This window comes from Streptomyces sp. ISL-11 (genome assembly GCF_018614525.1).
Taxonomy (GTDB): Bacteria; Actinomycetota; Actinomycetes; order Streptomycetales; family Streptomycetaceae; genus Streptomyces.
Window position 1 is genome coordinate 22,363 of sequence record NZ_JAGGOL010000015.1, and the last position, 20,188, is coordinate 42,550.

Consider the following 20,188-nt stretch of genomic DNA (forward strand, 5'->3'; position numbering starts at 1 on the left):
CCACCGCCTAGATGCGGGTCACATTGCGCTCGTAGACCAGGCGCAGGCCGATGAGCGTGAGCCACGGCTCGTGCTCGTCGATGACCGACGCCTCGCCGACCACCAGCGGCGACAGGCCGCCGGTGGCGATGACCGTGACGTCGTCCGGATCGTCGGCCAGCTCGCGGGCCATGCGGTTGACGACGCCGTCGACCTGGCCCGCGAAGCCGTAGAGGATGCCGGACTGCATGGCCTCGACGGTGTTCTTGCCGATGACGCTGCGCGGCCGGGCCAGCTCGATCTTCCGCAGCTGCGCGCCCTTGACGCCCAGCGCCTCGACGGAGATCTCGATGCCGGGGGCGATCACACCGCCGGTGTACTCGCCGCGCGCGCTGACCGCGTCGAAGGTGGTGGCGGTGCCGAAGTCGACGACGACGCAGGGGCCGCCGTAGAGCTCGACGGCCGCGACGGCGTTGACGATCCGGTCCGCGCCGACCTCCTTGGGGTTGTCCATGAGGATCGGCACACCGGTCTTGACGCCCGGCTCGACCAGGACCGCGGGCACGTCGCCGTAGTAGCGGCGGGTGACCTCGCGGAGCTCGTGCAGGACGGAGGGGACCGTGGAGCAGATGGCGATGCCGTCGATGCCGTCACCCAGCTCCTCGCCGAGCAGCGGGTGCATGCCCATCAGGCCCTGGAGCAGGACGGCCAGTTCGTCGGCGGTGCGGCGCGCGTCGGTGGAGATCCGCCAGTGCTCGACGATGTCCTCGCCGTCGAACAGGCCCAGGACGGTGTGGGTGTTGCCGACATCGATGGTGAGCAGCATCAGGCGGTCTCTTCCCGCAGGTCCAGGCCGATGTCGAAGACCGGGGCGGAGTGGGTGAGGGCACCGACCGCGAGGTAGTCGACGCCGGTCTCGCCGTAGGCCCGGGCGTTGACGAGGGTCAGGCGGCCCGACGACTCCAGCATGGCGCGGCCGGCGACGAGTTCGACGGCCTCGCGGGTCTGCTCCGGGGTGAAGTTGTCGAGCAGGATCAGGTCGGCGCCCTCGGCGAGGACCGCCTCGATCTGGTCGAGGCGGTCGACCTCGACCTCGACCGGCACGTCCGGGAAGCGGGCGCGTACGGCACGGAACGCCTCGGCGATGCCGCCGGCCGCGACGACGTGGTTGTCCTTGATGAGCGCGGCGTCCGACAGGGACATCCGGTGGTTGACGCCGCCGCCGCAGCGCACGGCGTACTTCTCCAGGGCGCGCAGGCCGACCGTGGTCTTGCGGGTGTCGCGGACGGCGGCCTTGGTGCCCTTGAGGATGTCGGACCACTCGCGGGTGGCGGTGGCGATGCCGGACAGGCGGCACAGCAGGTTGAGCGCGCTGCGCTCGGCGGTGAGCAGGTCGCGGGTGCGGGTGCGCACGGACAGCAGCTTCTGGCCGGCCGTGACCCGGTCGCCGTCCTCGACGTGCCGCTCGACCTCGAACTCGTCGGTGCAGACGACGGACAGGATCGCCTCGGCGACGCGCAGTCCGGCGACGGTGCCGTCCTCGCGGGCGGTGAAGTCACCGGTGGCGACGGCGTCCGCGGGGATGGTGGCGACGGTGGTGACGTCCTCACCGCCGTCGAGGTCCTCCTCGACGGCGAGGTGGGCGAGGTCCTCGACCTGGAGCGGGTTCAGGCCCGCCTCGGTCAGCAGGGCCGCGAGGGCGGGGTCGAGGCCGCACTCCGGCAGGTCGTCCTCGAACATCTCACCGCAGCCGCAGCCCTCGCCGCAGCCGCCGATCATCGCTTCGGCGGGTTCGTCGCCCGGCAGGGCGATCGTGTGCAGGACGAGTTCGTCAGGGGTGCTCACGGCGGACTCCTTGGGGACGGAGGGGGTTGACGGGCGGGAAGGCGGCCGAGTCCGTGCGGGAGACGGCGAACGTGTGGTCCTGGTGGAGGGTCACCAGGAGGTGGCGACGCCAGGCGGCGTCGTCACGGTCGGGGAAGTCCTCGCGCCAGTGGCAGCCGCGGGTCTCCTCGCGCCGCAGGGCGGCCGCGACGAGGACCTGTGCCACGAGCAGGAGGTTGGTCGTCTCCCAGCACTCCGTGCCGGGTCCGGCCTTCCCGTCGGCCTCCAAGGCTATGCGGTCCAGCTCCGCCGCGGCCTGTTCCAGGCTCTTCCGCGAGCGCAGCACCCCGGCGCCCTCGGTCATGATCCGCTGGATCGTGACGCGCAGCTCGGGGGCGATCAGGTCGGCCGGCGGCTGACCTGCCATGGGCGTGCCGGCACCGGTCCGCGCCTCGGCGTGGACGGGGGCGGGCTCCGGCAGGGGGGCGGTGATGTCCGCGGCGATGCGCTCGGCGAAGACCAGGCCCTCCAGCAGGGAGTTGGACGCCAGCCGGTTGGCGCCGTGCACGCCCGTGCAGGCGACCTCACCGCAGGCGTAGAGGCCCGCGATGCTGGTGCGGCCCCGCAGGTCGGTCCGTACACCGCCGGAGGCGTAGTGCGCGGCCGGCGCGACGGGGATCGGCTCCGTCACCGGGTCGATGCCGTGCGCCCGGCAGGCCGCGAGGATCGTGGGGAAGCGGTGGGCCCACATCTCTGCGCCGAAGTGGCGGGCGTCGAGGTACATGTGCTCGGCGCCCTTTTCCTGCATGCGGCGCATGATGCCCTTGGCGACGATGTCGCGGGGGGCCAGCTCGGCGAGCTCGTGTGCGCCGGCCATGAAGCGGTGGCCGTCGGCGTCGACGAGATACGCGCCCTCGCCGCGGACCGCCTCCGACACCAGGGGCTGCTGGCCCTCGGCGTCGGGGCCGAGCCACAGGACGGTGGGGTGGAACTGGACGAACTCCAGGTCGGAGACCTCCGCCCCGGCGCGCAGGGCGAGGGCGACGCCGTCGCCGGTGGAGACGGCGGGGTTGGTGGTCGCCGAGAAGACCTGGCCCATGCCGCCGGTGGCCAGCACGACGGCTCCGGCGCGCACGGCGCCGACGCCGTCGCGGCGGCCCTCGCCCATGACGTGCAGCGTGACACCGGCGGCGCGGCCCTCGGCGTCCTTGAGGAGGTCGAGGACCAGGGCGTGCTCGATGGTCTCGATACCGGCCTCGCGTACGGCCTCGACGAGCGCGCGGGAGATCTCGGCGCCGGTGGCGTCGCCGCCGGCGTGGGCGATCCGGCGGCGGTGGTGGCCGCCCTCGCGGGTCAGCAGGATCTTGCCGCTGTCGGCGTCGGTGTCGAACTCGGCGCCGGTGGCGATCAGCCGGCGCACCGCGTCGGGGCCCTCGGTGACCAGGGCCCGTACGGCGTCGTCGGAGCAGAGGCCGGCGCCCGCGACGAGGGTGTCGTCGAGGTGCTGTTCGGGGGTGTCGCCCTCGCCGAGCGCGGCCGCGATGCCGCCCTGGGCCCAGCGGGTGGAACCGTCGTCCAGGCGCGCCTTGGTGACGACGGTGACCTTCGCACCGGCGGCGGCGCAGCGCAGCGCGACGGTCAGTCCGGCGACGCCGGAGCCGATGACGACGACGTCGGCGTCGACCGCCCAGCCGGGGTTCGGAGCGTGGAGTCGTATGCCGGTCATCGCTGTGCTCCGAGGTCCAGGGGGATGTTGTCGATCAGGCGGGTGGCGCCCACCTTGGCGGCGACGGCGAGGACGGCCTCGCCGGTGTGGCCGTCGGGGACCTCGGTGAAGTCCGCGGGGTCGACGAGGGCGAGGTAGTCGAGGAGGAGCGGCGGGTCCAGGCGGGCGGCGGCGTCGAGGACGGCGCCGGCCGAGCGGCGGACGGCGCCGGCGCCGAGGGGGGCCTCCTGCCGGGCGGTGAGCAGGGCGCGGGAGATCTCCAGTGCGGTGGTCCGGTCGGCCGCCGAGAGATAGCGGTTGCGGCTGGAGAGCGCGAGGTGGTCGCCCTCGCGGACGGTGGGCGCGCCGACGACCTCGACGGGGAAGTTGAGATCGCGCACCATGCGGCGGATCAGCGCGAGCTGCTGGGCGTCCTTCTGCCCGTAGAGCGCGAGGTCCGGCTGGGTGAGGTGGAGGAGCTTGGCGACGACGGTGAGCATGCCGTCGAAGTGACCGGGGCGGGAGGCGCCTTCGAGGCGCTCGCCCATGGGGCCGGCGGTGATCCGCACCTGCGGTTCGCCGCCGGGGTAGACCTCCTCGACGGCGGGCGCGAAGACGGTGTCGGCGCCGGCCTTCCCGGAGATCTCCACGTCGGCGTCGAGGGTGCGCGGATAGCGGTCGAGGTCCTCGCCGGCGCCGAACTGGAGCGGGTTGACGAAGACCGTGACGACGACCTGGCCCTCGGGTCCGGCCAGCTCGCGGGCGGTGCGGATCAAGGTGGCGTGGCCCTCGTGCAGGGCGCCCATCGTCATGACCACGGCGCGGCGGCCCGCGCGGGGCAGGGCCCGCAGCTCCTCGGCGGTGCGGGTGAGGCCGATCCGGGGGGTCATGCGTTTCCTCCGTCCGAGAGGACGCCGAGCAGGTCCTCCGCCAGTTCGGGCTTGAGCAGGCCGTGCGCGAGGGCGCGGTCCGCGGTCGTACGGGCCATCGCCAGATACCCGGCGACGGCCTGGGGCGCGTGGGCGCGCAGCTCGGCGACATGGGCGGCGACGGTCCCGGCGTCGCCGCGGGCCACCGGGCCGGTGAGGGCGGCGTCGCCGCTGCGCAGGACGTTGTCGAGGGAGGCGCCGAGCAGGGGGCCGAGCATGCGGTCGGGGGCGGCGACGCCGGCGGCGCGCAGCAGCTCCATGGCCTGGGCGACCAGGGTGACCAGGTGGTTCGAGCTCATGGCGAGGGCGGCGTGGTAGAGCGGGCGGGCGCTCTCCTCCACCCACTCGGGCTCGCCGCCCATCTCGATGACCAGGGCCTCCGCGGCGAGCCGCAGCTCCTCGGGGGCGGTGACACCGAACGAGCAGCCCGCGAGCCGGTCGACGTCCACCGGCGTGCCCGTGAAGGTCATGGCGGGGTGCAGGGCGAGCGGCAGGGCGCCGGCCCGGCGGGCCGGGTCCAGGATGGCGGTGCCGTGGCGGCCCGAGGTGTGCACGAGGAGCTGCCCGGGGCGGACGGCGCCGGTCTCGGCGAGCCCGGCGACGAGTCCGGGCAGGACGTCGTCGGGAACGGTGAGCAGGACCAGCTCGGCGCGCGCGAGCACTTCGGCGGGCGGGACGAGCGGGACGTCCGGGAGGAGGGCCGCGGCCCGGCGCACCGAGGCGTCCGAGACTCCGGAGGCGGCGACCGGGCGGTGTCCGGCGAGCCGGAGGGCGGCGGCGAGCGAAGGGCCGACGCGGCCCGCGCCGACGACGCCGACGGTGAGCCTGGCGGGCCGGTCCTGCGGGCTCGGGTGCTCCGGGATGGGGTGTGCGTTCACGCGGCGATGGCCTTCCGTTCCAGTCCGCGGGGGGTACCGGACGATTCCCTCGTCATGCTACGCGAGTGAACGGCGGCCGCTCCGGGCGTCCCCAGCCCTGTGGATAACTCGCGGGGCGGTCCCGCGGTCACCTGTGGACAACCCGGGGCCCGGGCGACCCGTGCGTCATGCTCGGGGCGTGGCCGGACCGGAGCACGTCTGGAGGGGGGCGGTCGGGAGGGGAGCGGTCTGAAGGGGAGCGGTCCGGGCGGGAGCCGGGGTCTGCTGCTCCGCGCCGGCCATGGGAGCCGTCGGTGCGGTGGAGGCGGCGGGCCGCTGCGGACGGAGGAGGCGGAGCAGTGCGGCCCGGCGGGTGCCGGTGCCGGGGGTGCGGCCGGCGACGACGGCCTGGAATTCGCGCCAGGTACGGAATTCCCGCGCGAGCCGCCACTCGCCCTCGCCCGGGGCGGGCGGTGCGGGGTCGTGGTGCTGGGAGGCGCGGTAGAGGTCGAGGAGGTGCTGCTGTGTGGCGTCCATGACGATCACTGTGGATCAGTCGGCGCACGGTCGGCGCGTCGATTGACGAGGAACGTCAATCGGCGGCCCGACCTGCGAAAGGAGGGGAATATGAGCCCATGAGCGTGGACATCGACATCACCGGACTGCCGCCCGAGCGCATCGTGTTCAGCCCTTCCCCGCTGGCCGAGCTGGGCGCCATGCTGCACGCGCTGTCCGAGCCCGCGCACCACCCCGGGCTGCACGGCTGGGCCACGGCCACCGCGTCCTCGCTCAAGCCCGACCTCGCCGACCGGCTGACCGAGGCCGACTTCCTGTGGCGCTCGATGCGCTCGGACATCCTGCTGCCCCCCGCGCCCCGGGCCACGCTGGCCGAAGAGCTCGATGACCTCGACCGCATGGACGACGACTCGTTCGTGACCGCCGTCTTCGAGATCACCTGCTCGGGCGACTACGAGCGGGAGTCGGTCCCGTCCCCGCTGACCGACCTGCGGGCGCGGGCGCGGATCAGGGAGCTCGCCGCCGCCCGGGGCCCGCGCCAGGCGGAGTTCACCCAGCGGATGCTGGAGAACCCGACGGCCCTGCGGGCCTGGTTGCGCCGCCTCTTCGAGGACTGCGAGGAGGCGTTCTTCGGCGACAACTGGCAGCGCGTGCAGGTGCAGCTCGCCGCCGACGCCCGCCACAAGGGCGACCTGCTGCGCCGCAAGGGCCTGACCGAGGCCCTCGCGGCCGTCTCCCCCGCCGTGTCGCTCAGCGAGGACCGCCACCGCATCGTCGTCGACAAGCTGGCCAACGGCCGGACCAAGGCGTACGGGAACGCCATCACGTTCGTCCCGACGGCCTTCGGCTGGCCGCACCTGCTGCTCGTCTACCGCCCCGGCTGGCAGCCGGTGATCCAGTACCCCGTCGCGGGCCCCGAGATCCCGCAGGGCGCCGCTCCCCAGCTGGTCCAGCAGCGACTGGAGGCGCTGCGCCATCCGGCGCGGATGCGGATGTGCCAGAGCCTGGCGCGCGGGCCGCACACGACGAGTGAGCTGGCCACGTCTTACGGGCTGACGCCGCCTGAGGTGTCCCGGCATATCGCTGTGCTGAAGAAGGCGGGGTTGCTGAGTACGCGGCGGAGGGGGCGGTATGTGCTGCATCAGCTGGATTTGACGGCGGTGGCGCGGATCGGGAGCGATTTTCTGGAGACGGTGCTGCGGTAGGGGGTGGAGGGTTTCCTTTTCCCCTCCCCGCCCCTTCCCGAACCGGGGCTCCGCCCCGGGCCCTGGTGTCCTCAAGCGCCGGACCGGCTGGAGGTGGCCGTACTCGGGGCTCCGCCCGGACCCCGGTCCTCAAGCGCCGGACCGGCTGGAGGTGGCCGTACTCGGGGCTCCGCCCGGACCCCGGTCCTCAAGCGCCGGACCGGCTGGAGGTGGCCGTACTCGGGGCTCCGCCCGGACCCCGGTCCTCAAGCGCCGGACCGGCTGGAGGTGGCCGTACTCGGGGCTCCGCCCCCGGCCACGGTGTCCTCAAACTCCCCCAGCTAACGCTGGGAGGTGCCCCCAGACGGGCCGGGAGGTGCCCCCGGACGGGCCGGGAGGGGCCTCCGGACGGCCCGGGAGATGCCCCCGGACCGGGCTCTACTTAGCGCCCCCGCCCGCCCTCACCAGGCCGCTCTCGTACGCCATCACCACCACCTGCACCCGGTCCCGCAGGCCGAGCTTGGTGAGGATGCGGCCCACGTGCGTCTTGACCGTCGCTTCCGACAGGACCAGGCGGGCCGCGATCTCGCCGTTGGAGAGGCCCTGGGCCACCAGCAGCATGACCTCGCGCTCCCGCTCGGTGAGCCGGCCCAGTTCGGCGCCGGCCGGCTCCGGGTGGGTGCTCGGGAGCATGGGGGTGAAACGGTCCAGCAGGCGGCGCGTCGTGCTGGGGGCGACGACGGCGTCGCCGCTGTGGACGGCCCGGATCGCGCCCAGCAGTTCGGCCGGCGGCACGTCCTTGAGCATGAAGCCGCTCGCCCCGACCTTGAGCGCGGAGAACGCGTACTCGTCGAGGTCGAAGGTGGTCAGGATGAGCACCTTCGGGGCGCCGTCCTGCGCGCAGATGCGACGGGTCGCCTCCACACCGTCCAGCCTCGGCATGCGCACGTCCATCAGGACGACGTCCACCGTCGTGCCGGCCAGCACCTCCAGAGCCTCCGCGCCGTCTCCCGCCTCGGCGACGACCTCCATGTCGGGCTGGGCCGCCAGCACCATGCGGAATCCGGTGCGCAGCAGCACCTGGTCGTCGACGAGCATCACGCGGATCGACATACGGTCGTCCCTTTCCTAGCCGTTCGGTCGGAACGTAAGTGTGCAGCAGTTGTCAGCGGCTCGGTTTGATCGGCAGCAGCGCGCTGATCCGGAAGCCGCCGCCCGGCCGCGGTCCCGCGTCCAGGGTGCCCCCGACCATGCCGACGCGCTCGCGCATGCCGATCAGGCCGTGGCCCATGCCGTCGACGCCGCCCGACTCGTAGAGCTCGTGCTGCGCGCCCCGGCCGTCGTCCTCGACCAGCAGGCCGAGCCCGTCGTCGAAGTAGGTCAGTCGTACGCTCGCGCCGGCGTCCGGTCCGCCGTGCTTGCGGGTGTTGGTGAGGGCCTCCTGCACGATGCGGTACGCGGTCAGTTCCACGCCGCTGGGCAGTGGCCTGGGCGCGCCCTCGACCTGGAAGTCCACCGGCAGGCCGGCCCCGCGGACCTGCTCCACGAGCTCGCCGATCTGCTCCACGTCGGGCTGCGGCACGTACTCGCCGCCCTCGCCGCCCTCCTCGGTGCGCAGCACGCCCAGCAGCCGGCGCATCTCGGCCAGGGCCTGCCGGCCGGTGCCGGAGATCGTCTCCAGTGCCTGCTTGGCCTGCTCGGGCGAGGCGTCCAGGACGTAGGCGGCGCCGTCCGCCTGGACCACCATCACCGAGACGTTGTGCGCGACGACATCGTGCAGCTCGCGCGCGATGCGGGCCCGCTCCGCGGCCACCGCCATCCGGCCCTGCTGCTCGCGCTCCTTCTCCAGGCGGCCGGCGCGCTCCTCCAGCTGCGCCCAGTACGCGCGGCGGGTGCGCACCGAGTCGCCGAGCACCCAGGCCAGCACGAAGGGGACGGTCATGAAGACGGTGCCGATGATGTGGTCGCTGACGGACTGGCCGGCGTTGCCGCCCCAGCGCAATGTCGCGATCAGTGGCGCGAGCAGCCCGCCGATCAGGGCGTACCGCGAGGCCCAGCGCACCGGGCCGGACGCGACCGTGTAGATGATCACCAGCATGGCGAAGTCGGCCAGCTGCTGTTCCGAGTCCAGGACGAGCTGCGCCACCCCGGCCACGGTGGCCAGCAGCAGCATCTTCACCGGTGCCCGCCGCCGCAGGGCGATCACCAGGCAGAGCGGCACCGAGACGGCCAGGGCCGTGATCTTCCCCTGCCGCCCCACGGTCTCCTCGGCGATGGCCAGGCCGTTGAGCCCGAACAGCAAAACGGCCCAGAAGCTGTCCACACCCGTCGGGTGCCTGCGGAGGAAGTCGTAGAGGCGCTGCACGTCACCCAGCGTAGGCATGCCGCGTACGTGCCAGGGTCAACCCGACGATCGATCCGACGGCGCCCCGCCTACTCCGCAAGGTGGAGGCGGTGTGGCCACGAAGGGCGCATAGCGTATGCGTATGGCAAGCGGAACACGAACCTGGCGGGCCGCCACCGAGGCCGCCCTCTACGGCCCGAACGGCTTCTACCGGCGACCCGAAGGCCCGGCCGGGCACTTCCGTACCTCTGTGCACGCCTCCCCCCTCTACGCGGGCGCCGTCGCCGGCCTGCTGCGTCGCGTCGACGCCGCGCTCGGGCACCCGGCGGAGCTGGCGTTCACGGACGTCGGGGCGGGCCGGGGCGAGCTGCTGACCGGAGTGCTCGCGGCGGTCCCCGACGAGCTGGCCGGGCGGCTGCGGCCGTACGCCGTGGAACGCGCGGACCGCCCCGCGGGCCTGGACCGGCGCATCACCTGGCTGAGTGACATCCCCACCGGCGTCGAGGGGCTGCTCTTCGCCAACGAGTGGCTCGACAACGTCCCGCTGGACCTCGCCGAGGCGGACGCGGAGGGCACCGCGCGCGAAGTGCGGGTGCAGGAGGACGGCGAGGAGCTCCTCGGCGAACCGGTGCGCGGCGAGGACGCCGCCTGGCTCGCCCGCTGGTGGCCCCTCGACGGGGCACCGCCCGGCAGCCGCGCCGAGATCGGCCGGCCCCGGGACGCCGCCTGGGCGCGGGCCGTGGGGAGCCTGCGGGCGGGGCTGGCCGTCGCCGTCGACTACGCGCACGAACGCGGGAGCCGGCCGCCCTTCGGGACGCTGGCGGGGTTCCGCGAGGGCCGCGAGGTGCGGCCCGTACCGGACGGCTCGTGCGACATCACCGCGCACGTCGCCCTGGACGCGTGCGCCGGGCCGGGCAGCTCGCTGCTGACCCAGCGGGCGGCGCTGCGCGCCCTCGGCGTGGACGGCGGCCGCCCGCCGCTGTCGCTGGCCTCGTCCGATCCGGCCGGTTACGTACGGGCGCTGGCGGCGGCCGGCGAGGCGGCGGAGCTGACGGCCCCGGCGGGTCTGGGCGGCTTCGGCTGGCTCGTACAGCCCGTCGGTGACGCCTGCGCGGGGCTGCTGGAGGCGGGCCGGGACCCCGCCGCGGGACCGTCGGCCGGGGAAGGCTGACAAACTACTGTCCATGGCCCCTACCTCTGAGACGACAGTCGGGATCGGCGGCGCGGCGGAGAGCACGGACATGGTGCTCAACATCGGACCGCAGCACCCCTCCACGCACGGCGTGCTGCGGCTGCGGCTCGTCCTGGACGGGGAGCGGATCCAGCACGCCGAGCCCGTCGTCGGCTATATGCACCGGGGCGCGGAGAAGCTGTTCGAGGCGCGCGACTACCGGCAGATCATCATGCTGGCGAACCGCCACGACTGGCTGTCGGCGTTCTCCAACGAGCTCGGTGTCGTCCTGGCCGTGGAGCGGATGCTCGGCATGGAGGTGCCCGAGCGCGCGGTGTGGACCCGCACGCTCCTGGCCGAGCTGAACCGGGTGCTCAACCACCTGATGTTCCTCGGCTCCTATCCCCTGGAGCTCGGCGGCATCACGCCCGTCTTCCACGCCTTCCACGAGCGCGAGGAGCTCCAGACGGTGATGGAGGAGGTCTCCGGCGGCCGGATGCACTACATGTTCAACCGCGTCGGCGGCCTGAAGGAGGACCTGCCCGCCGGCTGGCTGGGCCGGGCCCGGCACGCGGTGGCCCAGGTCTCCTCCCGCATGGACGTCTACGACCGGCTCGTGCTCGGCAACGAGATCTTCCGGGGCCGTACGCGCGGCGTCGGCACGCTCTCGCGCGAGGCGGTGCACGCGTACGGGGTGAGCGGTCCCATCGCCCGCGCGTCCGGCGTCGACTTCGACCTGCGCCGCGACGAGCCGTACCTCGCGTACGGGGAGCTCCAGGACACGCTGAAGGTCGTCACCCGCGAGGACGGCGACTGCCTGGCGCGCTTCGAGTGCCTGCTGGAGCAGACGCACAACGCCCTGGAGCTGGCCGAGGCGTGCCTGGACCGGATCGCCGGCCTCCCGCCGGGCCCGATCAACCAGCGGCTGCCGAAGGTGCTGAAGGCCCCGGAGGGCTCGACGTACGCCTGGACCGAGAACCCGCTCGGCCTCAACGGCTACTACCTGGTCTCCAAGGGCGACAAGACGCCCTACCGCCTGAAGCTGCGGTCGGCGTCGTTCAACAACATCCAGGCGCTGACCGAGCTGCTGCCGGGGACGCTGGTCTCGGACATGGTGGCGATCCTGGGTTCGCTGTTCTTCGTCGTCGGCGACATCGACAAGTAGCCGGGCACCGGGTGCTCGATACGGAACAACCCCCGGCGGGGCGACCGCCGGGGGTTGTTCCGTATCCGAGCGGCGAAGGCTAGGAGATGGCGCTGCGCAGGTGCGCGACGTCTATCTGCTCGGTCTCGTCGTGCGCGGTCAGGTCGATGATGCCGTCCTTCGCGTCGCCCTCGCCCGCGGACTCGGCCTCCGCCTGGGCGAGCGCCTCCTCGCCGACGACGTCCGCGAGGTCGGTCTCCTCGACGGGCCGTGCGGGCAGGGGCCGCTGGGTGCCGAAGAAGTCGAACCCGCCCTGGGTGCGCGACGCGGGGCGCCGTGCGGCGAGCTGTGCCGTGATGGGCGCGGGCCGGGACCCGTCGGCGGATCCGGCGGCGTCCTGAGCGGCCTTCGCCGCCTTCTTCACGGACTCCGCGGGCTTCGCGAACTCCAGGGGCTTCGCCGCCTTCGCCGGCTTCGCGTCCCGGGTCGGTTCGGCCTTGCGGGGCCGCTCGGCCGCCGGAGCCACGGGCTTGAGCTCCGTCACCGGGCCGGTGGCCTCGGTGGCGGAGGTCTTCGACCGCTCGGCTTCCTCCGCTGCCCGCCGCTGCCGGGCGGCATTGCTCTCCAGGTCGCGCAGCGCCTCGGCGGCCTTGCGGTAGGCGGACGCCGCGACGTACGAGCCGGGGGTGCCGGCCGGCGCGCCCGTCTCCAGGGCCTTCGCGGCCCGGGACCGGGGCAGGATGCCGCGCGCGACCCGGCTGCTCTCCAGCGCGCCGGCCCGCTCGGTCTCGGCGGTGGCGTAGCGGCGCAGGAGGTCGGCGTGCTCGGTGCGGAGCCGGGCCAGTTCGGTGCGCTTGCCGCGCAGCCTGCCCTCCAGCGTGGCCCGGGCGGCGCGGGCCTCCTCCAGCTCCGTCTCCAGCTCGGCTATCCGCTCGTCGGTCTTCCACTCGTCGCGGACCCGGGCGGCGGTGAGCTGGGCGACCCGCTTGCCCGCGGAGCGGTCCCAACGGCGCATCAGCACGGCGCCGACCACCGCGGCGGCGGCCGCCGCCGCGGCGAGACTTCGGATGACGACCGTTTCACCTACCACCCAGGCACCGGCGGCGCAGGCGACCGATGTCGCGGCGACCGTCGATGGGGGAAGAAGCCTGTGCAGGGGCGGCGAATGGCGGTGGCGTCCTCGTGGCATGGCCTGAAACTTACCGTGCGTCGCCTCGGGAGTGTGACCCCACTGCCAAACTCTTCCCTTGATCTTACTTCTCCCCCGCTTCTCTACTTCGAGAGCAGCTTCTTCTCCTTGAGGTACTGAGCGGCCACATCGGCGGGCTTGAGCCGCTGGGCGTCCACCTTCTTGTTGAGTTCGGTGAGGTCCTCCGTGGTCAGCACCCTGGTGAGCTTGGTGAGCGCATCGGCGATCTTCTGCGAACCCGCCTTCTTCGCATTCACCACGGGCAGGACGTTGTCGGAGTTCTGAAGGTTCTTGTCGTCCTTGAGCAGGACGAGACCGAACTGTTCGAGCGTGGCGTCCGTGGTGGTGGTCAGCAGCAGCTGGTCCTTGCCGTCCTTGACCGCCTGCTTGGCCTGGGCGCTGCCGACCTCCAGCGGGTGGATGCCGGTGATGTCGATGCCGTAGGTCTTCTCCAGGCCCGGCTGGCAGAAGGGCCGCTGGGGGCATTCGTCACCCGCCGCGAGCTTGACCCGCTGCTTCGACTTTCCAAGATCGGAAAGCGTCTTGAGCCCGTGCTCCTCGGCGAACTTCTCGGTCACGGCGAAGGCGTTCTGATCGACCGCGCGGCCGGCGTCGAGGACCTTGAGGCCGCGGGGCTCGGCGAGTTTCCGCAGGGCCTTCACCGTGGCCTCGGCGTCGGCGGAGGCGACGGCGGGCGCGTCCTTGCCGTTCTGCTTCTTGTTCAGGAATTCGGCGAGCGTCGCCGCGTACTCCGGTACGACATCGATCTCACCGGACTCCAAAGCCGGTTCATACAGCTCGCGGGCGTCGACGGTCTTGATCTTCGTCGAATATCCGGCGTCCTCGAGCAGGCCCGCGTATATCTCCGCGAGCACCTTGGACTCGGTGAAGGAGGCCGCTCCGACCACCAGCGTCCCCTGCCCCGGCTTCGCGGACGCGTCCCCGCCGCCGGACTTCTCCAGGCTGTCGCCACCGCAGGCGGCGAGGCCCGCCGTCAAGGTGGCGATACCGGCCGCCGCCAGCAGGGCGCGCGCGGTCCGCGCTCGACGCGGGGTGCTGCTCATGGGAACTCCATCCATTCGGTAAACGTCCGTACGTCCATGCCCGGTTGTCCCTGCCCGGCCGCCCCTCGGTCAAGCGTCAGGAGCGGCCCGGCTCAGGCGGGGGTGCCCACGGCCGGCAGGGACTCGGCGGGTGCCGCCGGGCCGTCGCTGCCCGCCGCCCGGCCGCGTATGCGCCGGGCACGGCGGCGCACCGGATCCAGCAGCCGCTCCAGGAGGACGAACACGGCCTCCACCAGCAGCGCGAACGCCGCCACCAGCAGCGCCCCGGCCACCACCTGCGCGGTGTCGGTGAGCCGGAAGCCGGCCGTGATGATCCGCCCCAGTCCGCCGCCGCCGGCCAGCGCGGCGAGCGTGGCGGTGGCCACGATCTGCACGGCGGCGGTCCGCACACCCGTCATGATCAGCGAAAAGGCGAGCGGCAGCTCGACCCTGGCGACCACTTGACGCCCCGTCATCCCCATGCCGCGCGCGGCCTCGACCATGTCGCGGTCCACCCCGCGCATCCCCACATAGGCGTTGGTCAGCACCGGCGGAATCGCGAACAGCACCAGCGCGATGACGGTGGGCCAGGAGCCGTGCGTCCCCAGGGGGCTGAGCAGCAACAGCACCAGCACCGCGAACGTCGGCACCGCCCGTCCCGCATTGGACAGGTTCACCGCCAGGGCACCACCCTTGCCCAGGTGGCCGAGCACCACGGCGACGGGCAGGGCGATCGCGCAGGAGAGCAACAGGCTCACCGCGGTGAGGTACAGATGCTGGTCGAGGCGCTGCCACACGCCGTCCGCACCGGTCCAGTGCGCGCCGGTGGACAGCCACGTCCACGTCCTCTCGATGACGCCCATCAGGCCACCGCCTGCCCGGCCGGCCGTTTCACCGGGCCGTCGCCCGGACTCCGGCGGCGCTTCACGCGCGCCCACGGCGTCAACAGCCGCTGGACGAGCAGCAGGACGAGGTCGGCCAGGACCGCCAGCACCACGCACAGCACCGACGCGGTGAGCACCTGCGCCTTGAAGTAGCCGCGCAGGCCCTCCAGGATGAGGTTGCCCAGCCCGCCGTAGCCGATGATCGAGCCGACGGTGGTGAGCGAGACCGTGGAGACCGTGGCGATCCGCAGCCCGGCCATCAGCGCGGGCAGCGCCAGCGGGAGCTCCACCCCGAACAGCAGCCGCACCGGCCCGTATCCCATGCCGCGCGCCGCCTCGCGGGCCTCCTCGGGCACGGCGGCGAGCCCGGCCAGGATGTTCCGCACGAGGATCGTCAGCGAATACAGCACCAGGCCGGTGACCACGACCGACACCGACAGGCCGAAGACCGGCACCAGCAGCGAGAACATGGCCAGCGACGGCACGGTGTAGAGCACGGTGGTCAGGCCCAGCACGGGGGCCGCCACCACCCGCCGTCTGCGTGCCAGCAGCGCCAGCGGGAACGCGACGAGCAGGCCGATGCCCACCGACGCGAGCGTGATGCCGATGTGCTGGAGCGTGGCGTCCGCCAGCTCCTGTCCGCGCGTGCGCACGTACTCACCGCAGATCCAGTCGTTGGTGACCAAGCAGCTCTGGTCCGCCATACGCCCTCACCTCCCCCTGGGCCTTGACCGTCGGTTACTGGCGACCCTAACCCCGGGCACTGACATTCGAGTCCGGCGCCACACAACGGCAACAATGTCGGAAGCGAGTACGGCCAGAATGGGGAATCATGATCCGCTTCGAGCACGTCACCAAGCGCTACGCCGACGGCACCACCGCCGTGGACGACCTGTCCTTCGAGGTGGCGGAGGGCGAGCTGGTCACCCTCGTCGGGCCGTCCGGCTGTGGCAAGACCACCACGATGAAGATGGTCAACCGGCTGATCGAGCCGACCGAGGGCCGGATCCTCCTTGACGGCAAGGACATCGCCACGGTCGACCCCGTCGAGCTGCGCCGCCGGATCGGCTACGTCATCCAGCAGGTCGGCCTCTTCCCGCACAAGACGGTGCTCGACAACACCGCGACCGTCCCGCACCTGCTGGGCTGGCAGCGCAAGCGGGCCCGAACCCGCGCCGCCGAGCTGCTGGAGCTCGTCGGGCTCGACCCGTCGGTCTACGGCGACCGCTACCCCGACCAGCTCTCCGGCGGGCAGCGCCAGCGCGTCGGGGTGGCCCGCGCCCTGGCCGCCGACCCGCCCGTCCTGCTGATGGACGAACCCTTCGGCGCGGTGGACCCGGTGGTCCGCGAGCACCTGCAGAACGAGTTCCTGCGGCTCCAGTCGCAGGTGCGCAAGACCGTGCTCTTCGTGACGCACGACATCGAGGAGGCCGTCCGTCTCGGTGACCGCATCGCGGTCTACGGGCACGGGCGCATCGAACAGTTCGACCCGCCGTCGGCCGTGCTCGGCGCCCCGGCCACGCCGTACGTCGCCGACTTCGTGGGGGCCGACCGCGGGCTCAAGCGGTTGTCGGTCACCTCCATCGAGCCCGGCGACCTCGAACAGCCGCCGGTCGTGCACCTCGACGACGCCGCGGACCGGGCGGCGGCACGGCTCGCCGACGAGGGCGCGCGCTGGGCCGTGGTCCTGGACGACGCCGACCACCTCCACGGCTGGATCTCCGCCGACGCGCTCACCGGCGCGAAGGCGAGGAAGGGGGGCACGGTCCGCGACCACGCCCGCCGCATGGACGCCTGGCTGCCGGTGGGAGCCTCGCTCAAGCAGGCGTTCAGCACGATGCTCCAGCACGACGCGGGGTGGATCGCCGTCCTCGACGGCGAGCGCGCCGACCATTTCCTGGGCGTACTGACGCCGGCGCGCCTGCACGAGGCCCTGCGGCGCTCCACGGCCGCTGATGCGGCCGGCTCCGCCCGTGCGGATGTGAGAGTGGAGACGGTGGCGGACGCGTAGCCGGCCCCGGCCGGGCTCGAAAGGCGGCCCCTACGCCGGCGCCGCCCCCGGCCCTCCGTGGTCCTCGTCGTCGTCCTCCGGGAGCTTGCAGACCCGCTCCAGGAAGAAGGCCGCCGCGATCACGCCCGCGCCCGCCAGGACCGACGTGCCGGCGTAGATGACCTGGTCGCGGCGGGCCGTGGTGTCCACCCCGGCGATGAGGAGGAAGACGCCGACGCCGCCGTACATCCCCGCCACCAGGGCCGCGACCAGCGCACTGGCCTGGCCGAAGACGACCGCGCGGGCGGCCAGCAGCGGGTCCACGCCCTTCGCGCCGGGCCGCCGCTCGCGCTGGGCCCGCAGCCGGGCGCGGAGCGAGAGGGCCGTGGCGGTGAGGACGACGGCGATGACCGCCAGCACGATGGGCGCCGCCACCGGCACGCTCGGCAGGGTGCCGAACGCGTCCCACAGCCGGGCGCCCGCCCAGGACACCACCCCGGCCACGGCGAACAGCCCGACCAGCACGCCGATCCGAAGTTGCTTCACCGAGCCGTCGCCTCTCATCTCATCCGTCCGTCAGTGTGTCGAAACGATCCGTGCGCCGAAGCGATCCGTGCGCCCGAACGACATGATCCCAACGTCTACTCGGGCAGACGGAGTTCCAGGTCCACCCGCGGTGCCACGCCGCCGAGGCCCACCTGCGCCAGCAGCTCGACGACCGCGCCGTGCCCGGGGACCACGGCCTCCGGGTCCACGTCGTGCCACGGCGCCAGCACGAAGGCGCGCTGGTGGGCGCGCGGGTGCGGCAGGGTCAGCACGGGCTCGTCGGAGACCACGTCCTGGTAGGAGACGATGTCGACGTCGAGCGTCCGCGGGCCCCAGCGCTCGTCCCGGACCCGCTCGAAGGCTTCCTCGATCGCCTGGCCGCGCTCCAGCAGCGAGGACGGCGGCAGGGTCGTCTTCACCAGGACCACGGCGTTGTAGTACGACGGCTGGGTGCCCGGCTCGACGCCCCAGGGCTCGGTCTCGTACACCGGGGAGACCGCCTTGACCCGCAGGCCGGGCGTGTCCTCCAGCGCGTCGATCGCGCCCTGGAGGGTCTCCAGGCGGTTGCCCAGATTGCTGCCCAGCGAGATCACGGCCCGTTTGGGGTTGCTCAAGGTCACGTCCGCCGCGTCGACCTGCTCCACCACGGAGGCGGGCACCGGCTGCACGGTCGGGTCGCTGCTGCTCATACTCGGCTCCGGGTAATAGTGATCGTCACATCGTCAAAGGGCACGGTGATCGGGGCGTCCGGCTTGTGCACGACCACCTCGACCTCCCGTACCGCGTCGTGCTTGAGACACTGCTCGGCGATCCGCTCGGCGAGTGTCTCGATCAGATCCACGGGCTCGCCCTGGACGACATCGACGACCTCCTCCGCCACCACGCCGTAGTGCACGGTCTTCGTGAGGTCGTCGGCGGCCGCGGCGGGCCGGGTGTCCAGGCTCAGCACCAGGTCCACGATGAAGGTCTGGCCCTCCTCGCGCTCCCGGGGGAACACCCCGTGGTGCCCGCGAGCCTTCAAGCCGCGCAGCGCGACACGATCCACACGAATCACTCCTGCTGGTCGTCGGTATGGCGAGTGCGCACCGGGTCTCCGGTGCGTCGCCCGTCCCCCGCCGTCGGCCGGGGTGCCCACTCGAATCTACCTGCGAGCACCGACAGCACTCGCACATGGACGCCAAGGGCGCTGGAGATATCTCAGGACATCTACGGATATTCACGAACCTCGGGACTTCTGCGGGATGCTCCGGCCGAGCCGACCCTCGTCACACCGACCGGCTCCCGCCGCGCTTACCCGACGCCCCCACGCTCCACCCCTACCCACGCTCCGAGCAGCCCGAACGAGTGGTGCGCGACATCCTGACTGACGCGCCGCCCAGGCGTGCGGTACCGGCGCGCCCCCGCCGCCCCGCCCCGGGCCCGTGCGGGGTCCTCAGCCCGCCGCCTCGCCGTCCCCGGCCTCCGGGCCCTCCTCCTCGTCCTCGCGCCCCGCCAGGACCGGCGAGCCGTGGTGCGACCACACCTTCCACTCCTCGCCGACCCGCCGGAAGGCGTTCGTCGCCACGACCAGCTGCCCGACCAGCGGCCCCAGCTCGCCCTCGGTCTCCGCCGGCCCGCCACTGAGGATGTTCTCCGTGCAGGTCACCAGGGCCGTGTCGCCGGCCACCGAGACCTCGACGTCCGTGAGGAAGAACTGGATGTAGTCGGTGCTCGCCATGATCAGCGCATACGAGCGGAGCACCTCGCCCCGCCCGCGCAGCACCGGCCACCCGGGGTGCACGCACGACACCTCGGCGTCGGCATCGTCCAGCCACATCTCCCCCATGGCCGCCGTGTCGCCGCGCTCCACCGCCTCGTAGAGCGCGGTATTGGCGAGTTCGACCCGCTCGTTGTCCGTACGAGCGGCGCTCACACGGCCTCCCCGGCGGCCACCCGGGCCGCCTCCGCCGCCAGCGCCGCGTCCTCCACGGCCCGCACCACCCGCACCGCGTCCACGTTCGGCCGCACCTCGTGCACCCGAACGGCCCACGCGCCCTCGCGCGCCGCGATCGTGGAGACCGCGGCCGTCGCCGCGTCCCGCTCCCGGGCCGGCGGCGGGCTGCCGTCGGGCGCGGCCAGCACCCGGCCCAGGAACCGCTTGCGGGACGCCGCCACCAGGATCGGGCGGCCCAGCTCCCGGCCGAGCCGGCCCAGCTCGGCCACCAGTGCCAGGTCGTGCTCGGCGTTCTTGGCGAAGCCCAGCCCCGGGTCCACCACCAGGCGGGCCGGATCCACGCCCGCGTCGACCACGGCGTCCAGCCGCTGCCGCAGCTCGGCCAGCACCTCGCCGACCACGTCCCCGTACACCGCCCGGCTGTTCATGTCCGAGCTGAAACCACGCCAGTGCATCACGACGAACGGCACCCCGGCCGTGGCCACCACCGGCACCATCGCCGGATCCGCGAGTCCCCCGCTCACGTCGTTGACCAGCACCGCGCCGGCCTCGATGGCCGCCTCCGCGACCGCGGCGCGCATCGTGTCCACCGACACGACCACGCCCTCGGCCGCCAGCCCGCGGACGACCGGGACCACCCGGCGCAGCTCCTCGCCCTCGTCCACCCGCGACGCCCCGGGGCGGGTGGACTCGCCACCCACGTCGACCAGGTCGGCGCCGCCGGCGACCAGGTCGAGCCCCCGCTTGATCGCCACTTCGGTGTCGAACCAGCGACCGCCGTCGGAGAACGAATCGGGCGTGACATTGACCACGCCCATCACCGCACAGCGGTCCCACTCCGGCAGACCGTCGGGCCCGAATCGACCGCGCAACGTACTCATGGCAACCAGCCTAGGCCGTGTCCGGCGGGTCGTTCGGCTGCGGGCCGTCTTTGCCGCGTGGCCGCCTGC

General features: G+C 73.1%; 21 protein-coding genes. 4 read left to right on the forward strand and 17 right to left on the reverse strand.

The genetic code is table 11. From position 1 onward, the window contains the following. Positions 1 to 7: 7 nt before the first annotated feature. The 6 genes from J7E86_RS03710 to J7E86_RS30700 all read right to left on the reverse strand — a co-directional run bounded on the left by J7E86_RS03710 (position 8) and on the right by J7E86_RS30700 (position 5,831). A complete protein-coding gene (locus tag J7E86_RS03710; RefSeq protein WP_215079678.1) occupies positions 8 to 805 on the reverse strand; it encodes a type III pantothenate kinase in 798 nt (265 codons plus the stop codon). After that, positions 805 to 1,824, reverse strand: a complete 1,020-nt coding sequence (gene nadC, locus J7E86_RS03715) for a carboxylating nicotinate-nucleotide diphosphorylase (protein WP_215079680.1) — start codon at positions 1,822 to 1,824, stop codon at positions 805 to 807. Before nadC ends, J7E86_RS03710 begins: the two co-directional genes overlap by 1 nt. Next, positions 1,811 to 3,529, reverse strand: a complete 1,719-nt coding sequence (locus J7E86_RS03720; protein ID WP_215079682.1) for an L-aspartate oxidase — start codon at positions 3,527 to 3,529, stop codon at positions 1,811 to 1,813. Before J7E86_RS03720 ends, nadC begins: the two co-directional genes overlap by 14 nt. Then, positions 3,526 to 4,398, reverse strand: a complete 873-nt coding sequence (gene panC / locus J7E86_RS03725) for a pantoate--beta-alanine ligase (RefSeq protein ID WP_215079684.1) — start codon at positions 4,396 to 4,398, stop codon at positions 3,526 to 3,528. Before panC ends, J7E86_RS03720 begins: the two co-directional genes overlap by 4 nt. After that, positions 4,395 to 5,315 (reverse strand): Rossmann-like and DUF2520 domain-containing protein, encoded by a 921-nt coding sequence (locus J7E86_RS03730; protein WP_215079686.1) that lies wholly within the window; start codon positions 5,313 to 5,315, stop codon positions 4,395 to 4,397. Before J7E86_RS03730 ends, panC begins: the two co-directional genes overlap by 4 nt. Before the next feature lie 165 nt (positions 5,316 to 5,480). Beyond that, a complete protein-coding gene (locus J7E86_RS30700) occupies positions 5,481 to 5,831 on the reverse strand; it encodes a hypothetical protein (protein WP_251018618.1) in 351 nt (116 codons plus the stop codon). 98 nt (positions 5,832 to 5,929) lie between these two features. Between J7E86_RS30700 and J7E86_RS03740 the strand changes: the two genes are divergently transcribed. Then, positions 5,930 to 7,015: a DUF5937 family protein gene (locus J7E86_RS03740; RefSeq protein ID WP_215079689.1), complete on the forward strand. Its 1,086-nt coding sequence runs from the start codon at positions 5,930 to 5,932 to the stop codon at positions 7,013 to 7,015. 417 nt (positions 7,016 to 7,432) lie between these two features. On the opposite strand, the gene J7E86_RS03745 is transcribed toward J7E86_RS03740, so the two are convergent. Together J7E86_RS03745 and J7E86_RS03750 are read right to left on the reverse strand one after the other, a co-directional pair. After that, on the reverse strand, positions 7,433 to 8,107 hold the full coding sequence (locus J7E86_RS03745) for a response regulator transcription factor (RefSeq protein WP_215079691.1): 675 nt from the start codon (positions 8,105 to 8,107) through the stop codon (positions 7,433 to 7,435). Between the two features lie 52 nt (positions 8,108 to 8,159). Beyond that, positions 8,160 to 9,359, reverse strand: a complete 1,200-nt coding sequence (locus J7E86_RS03750; RefSeq protein ID WP_215079759.1) for a histidine kinase — start codon at positions 9,357 to 9,359, stop codon at positions 8,160 to 8,162. 121 nt (positions 9,360 to 9,480) lie between these two features. Here J7E86_RS03750 and J7E86_RS03755 point away from each other — a divergent pair, with 121 nt between their 5' ends. Both J7E86_RS03755 and J7E86_RS03760 read left to right on the forward strand, forming a co-directional pair. After that, entirely contained in the window at positions 9,481 to 10,509 is a 1,029-nt protein-coding gene (locus tag J7E86_RS03755) for an SAM-dependent methyltransferase (RefSeq protein WP_215079693.1), read from the forward strand. 13 nt (positions 10,510 to 10,522) lie between these two features. Further along, positions 10,523 to 11,674 carry an NADH-quinone oxidoreductase subunit D gene (locus J7E86_RS03760; protein WP_215079695.1) on the forward strand — a complete coding sequence of 384 codons (1,152 nt, stop codon included), beginning with the start codon at positions 10,523 to 10,525 and terminating at the stop codon, positions 11,672 to 11,674. 79 nt (positions 11,675 to 11,753) lie between these two features. On the opposite strand, the gene J7E86_RS03765 is transcribed toward J7E86_RS03760, so the two are convergent. The 4 genes from J7E86_RS03765 to J7E86_RS03780 all read right to left on the reverse strand — a co-directional run bounded on the left by J7E86_RS03765 (position 11,754) and on the right by J7E86_RS03780 (position 15,473). Beyond that, positions 11,754 to 12,743, reverse strand: coding sequence for a hypothetical protein (locus tag J7E86_RS03765; RefSeq protein WP_308312454.1), 990 nt, complete (start codon positions 12,741 to 12,743; stop codon positions 11,754 to 11,756). Positions 12,744 to 12,925: 182 nt separating this feature from the next. Then, positions 12,926 to 13,906, reverse strand: coding sequence for an ABC transporter substrate-binding protein (locus J7E86_RS03770; protein WP_215079699.1), 981 nt, complete (start codon positions 13,904 to 13,906; stop codon positions 12,926 to 12,928). Positions 13,907 to 13,998: 92 nt separating this feature from the next. Continuing rightward, a complete protein-coding gene (locus J7E86_RS03775; protein WP_215079701.1) occupies positions 13,999 to 14,748 on the reverse strand; it encodes an ABC transporter permease in 750 nt (249 codons plus the stop codon). Then, positions 14,748 to 15,473: an ABC transporter permease gene (locus J7E86_RS03780; protein WP_215079703.1), complete on the reverse strand. Its 726-nt coding sequence runs from the start codon at positions 15,471 to 15,473 to the stop codon at positions 14,748 to 14,750. The genes J7E86_RS03775 and J7E86_RS03780 overlap by 1 nt, the downstream gene beginning before the upstream one ends. A 128-nt stretch (positions 15,474 to 15,601) precedes the next feature. On the opposite strand from J7E86_RS03780, the gene J7E86_RS03785 reads away from it, so the two are divergent. After that, on the forward strand, positions 15,602 to 16,780 hold the full coding sequence (locus J7E86_RS03785) for an ABC transporter ATP-binding protein (RefSeq protein WP_215079705.1): 1,179 nt from the start codon (positions 15,602 to 15,604) through the stop codon (positions 16,778 to 16,780). A 30-nt stretch (positions 16,781 to 16,810) separates the two neighbouring features. Here the strand turns inward: J7E86_RS03785 and J7E86_RS03790 are convergent, their stop codons facing one another. The 5 genes from J7E86_RS03790 to folP all read right to left on the reverse strand — a co-directional run bounded on the left by J7E86_RS03790 (position 16,811) and on the right by folP (position 20,119). Then, on the reverse strand, positions 16,811 to 17,305 hold the full coding sequence (locus J7E86_RS03790; protein ID WP_215079707.1) for a DUF3180 domain-containing protein: 495 nt from the start codon (positions 17,303 to 17,305) through the stop codon (positions 16,811 to 16,813). 95 nt (positions 17,306 to 17,400) lie between these two features. Continuing rightward, the gene (folK, locus tag J7E86_RS03795; protein WP_215079709.1) at positions 17,401 to 17,994 is read right to left on the reverse strand and encodes a 2-amino-4-hydroxy-6-hydroxymethyldihydropteridine diphosphokinase; all 594 of its coding nucleotides are present in this window, start codon (positions 17,992 to 17,994) and stop codon (positions 17,401 to 17,403) included. Continuing rightward, the gene (gene folB, locus J7E86_RS03800) at positions 17,991 to 18,350 is read right to left on the reverse strand and encodes a dihydroneopterin aldolase (protein ID WP_215079711.1); all 360 of its coding nucleotides are present in this window, start codon (positions 18,348 to 18,350) and stop codon (positions 17,991 to 17,993) included. Before folB ends, folK begins: the two co-directional genes overlap by 4 nt. Positions 18,351 to 18,737: 387 nt before the next feature. Beyond that, positions 18,738 to 19,217, reverse strand: coding sequence for a nuclear transport factor 2 family protein (locus J7E86_RS03805; protein WP_215079713.1), 480 nt, complete (start codon positions 19,215 to 19,217; stop codon positions 18,738 to 18,740). Next, complete coding sequence (gene folP, locus J7E86_RS03810; protein ID WP_215079715.1) at positions 19,214 to 20,119, reverse strand: dihydropteroate synthase; 906 nt, start codon at positions 20,117 to 20,119, stop codon at positions 19,214 to 19,216. Before folP ends, J7E86_RS03805 begins: the two co-directional genes overlap by 4 nt. Positions 20,120 to 20,188 lie beyond the last annotated feature (69 nt).

Coding starts and splice junctions, on each gene's coding strand:
- J7E86_RS03710 (WP_215079678.1), bottom strand. CDS start 805: ATGCTGCTCACCATCGATGTCGGCAACACCCACACCGTCCTGGGCCTG.
- J7E86_RS03720 (WP_215079682.1), bottom strand. CDS start 3,529: ATGACCGGCATACGACTCCACGCTCCGAACCCCGGCTGGGCGGTCGAC.
- panC (WP_215079684.1), bottom strand. CDS start 4,398: ATGACCCCCCGGATCGGCCTCACCCGCACCGCCGAGGAGCTGCGGGCC.
- J7E86_RS30700 (WP_251018618.1), bottom strand. CDS start 5,831: ATGGACGCCACACAGCAGCACCTCCTCGACCTCTACCGCGCCTCCCAG.
- J7E86_RS03740 (WP_215079689.1), top strand. CDS start 5,930: ATGAGCGTGGACATCGACATCACCGGACTGCCGCCCGAGCGCATCGTG.
- J7E86_RS03745 (WP_215079691.1), bottom strand. CDS start 8,107: ATGTCGATCCGCGTGATGCTCGTCGACGACCAGGTGCTGCTGCGCACC.
- J7E86_RS03755 (WP_215079693.1), top strand. CDS start 9,481: ATGGCAAGCGGAACACGAACCTGGCGGGCCGCCACCGAGGCCGCCCTC.
- J7E86_RS03760 (WP_215079695.1), top strand. CDS start 10,523: ATGGCCCCTACCTCTGAGACGACAGTCGGGATCGGCGGCGCGGCGGAG.
- J7E86_RS03770 (WP_215079699.1), bottom strand. CDS start 13,906: ATGAGCAGCACCCCGCGTCGAGCGCGGACCGCGCGCGCCCTGCTGGCG.
- J7E86_RS03775 (WP_215079701.1), bottom strand. CDS start 14,748: ATGGGCGTCATCGAGAGGACGTGGACGTGGCTGTCCACCGGCGCGCAC.
- J7E86_RS03780 (WP_215079703.1), bottom strand. CDS start 15,473: ATGGCGGACCAGAGCTGCTTGGTCACCAACGACTGGATCTGCGGTGAG.
- J7E86_RS03785 (WP_215079705.1), top strand. CDS start 15,602: ATGATCCGCTTCGAGCACGTCACCAAGCGCTACGCCGACGGCACCACC.
- folK (WP_215079709.1), bottom strand. CDS start 17,994: ATGAGCAGCAGCGACCCGACCGTGCAGCCGGTGCCCGCCTCCGTGGTG.
- folP (WP_215079715.1), bottom strand. CDS start 20,119: ATGAGTACGTTGCGCGGTCGATTCGGGCCCGACGGTCTGCCGGAGTGG.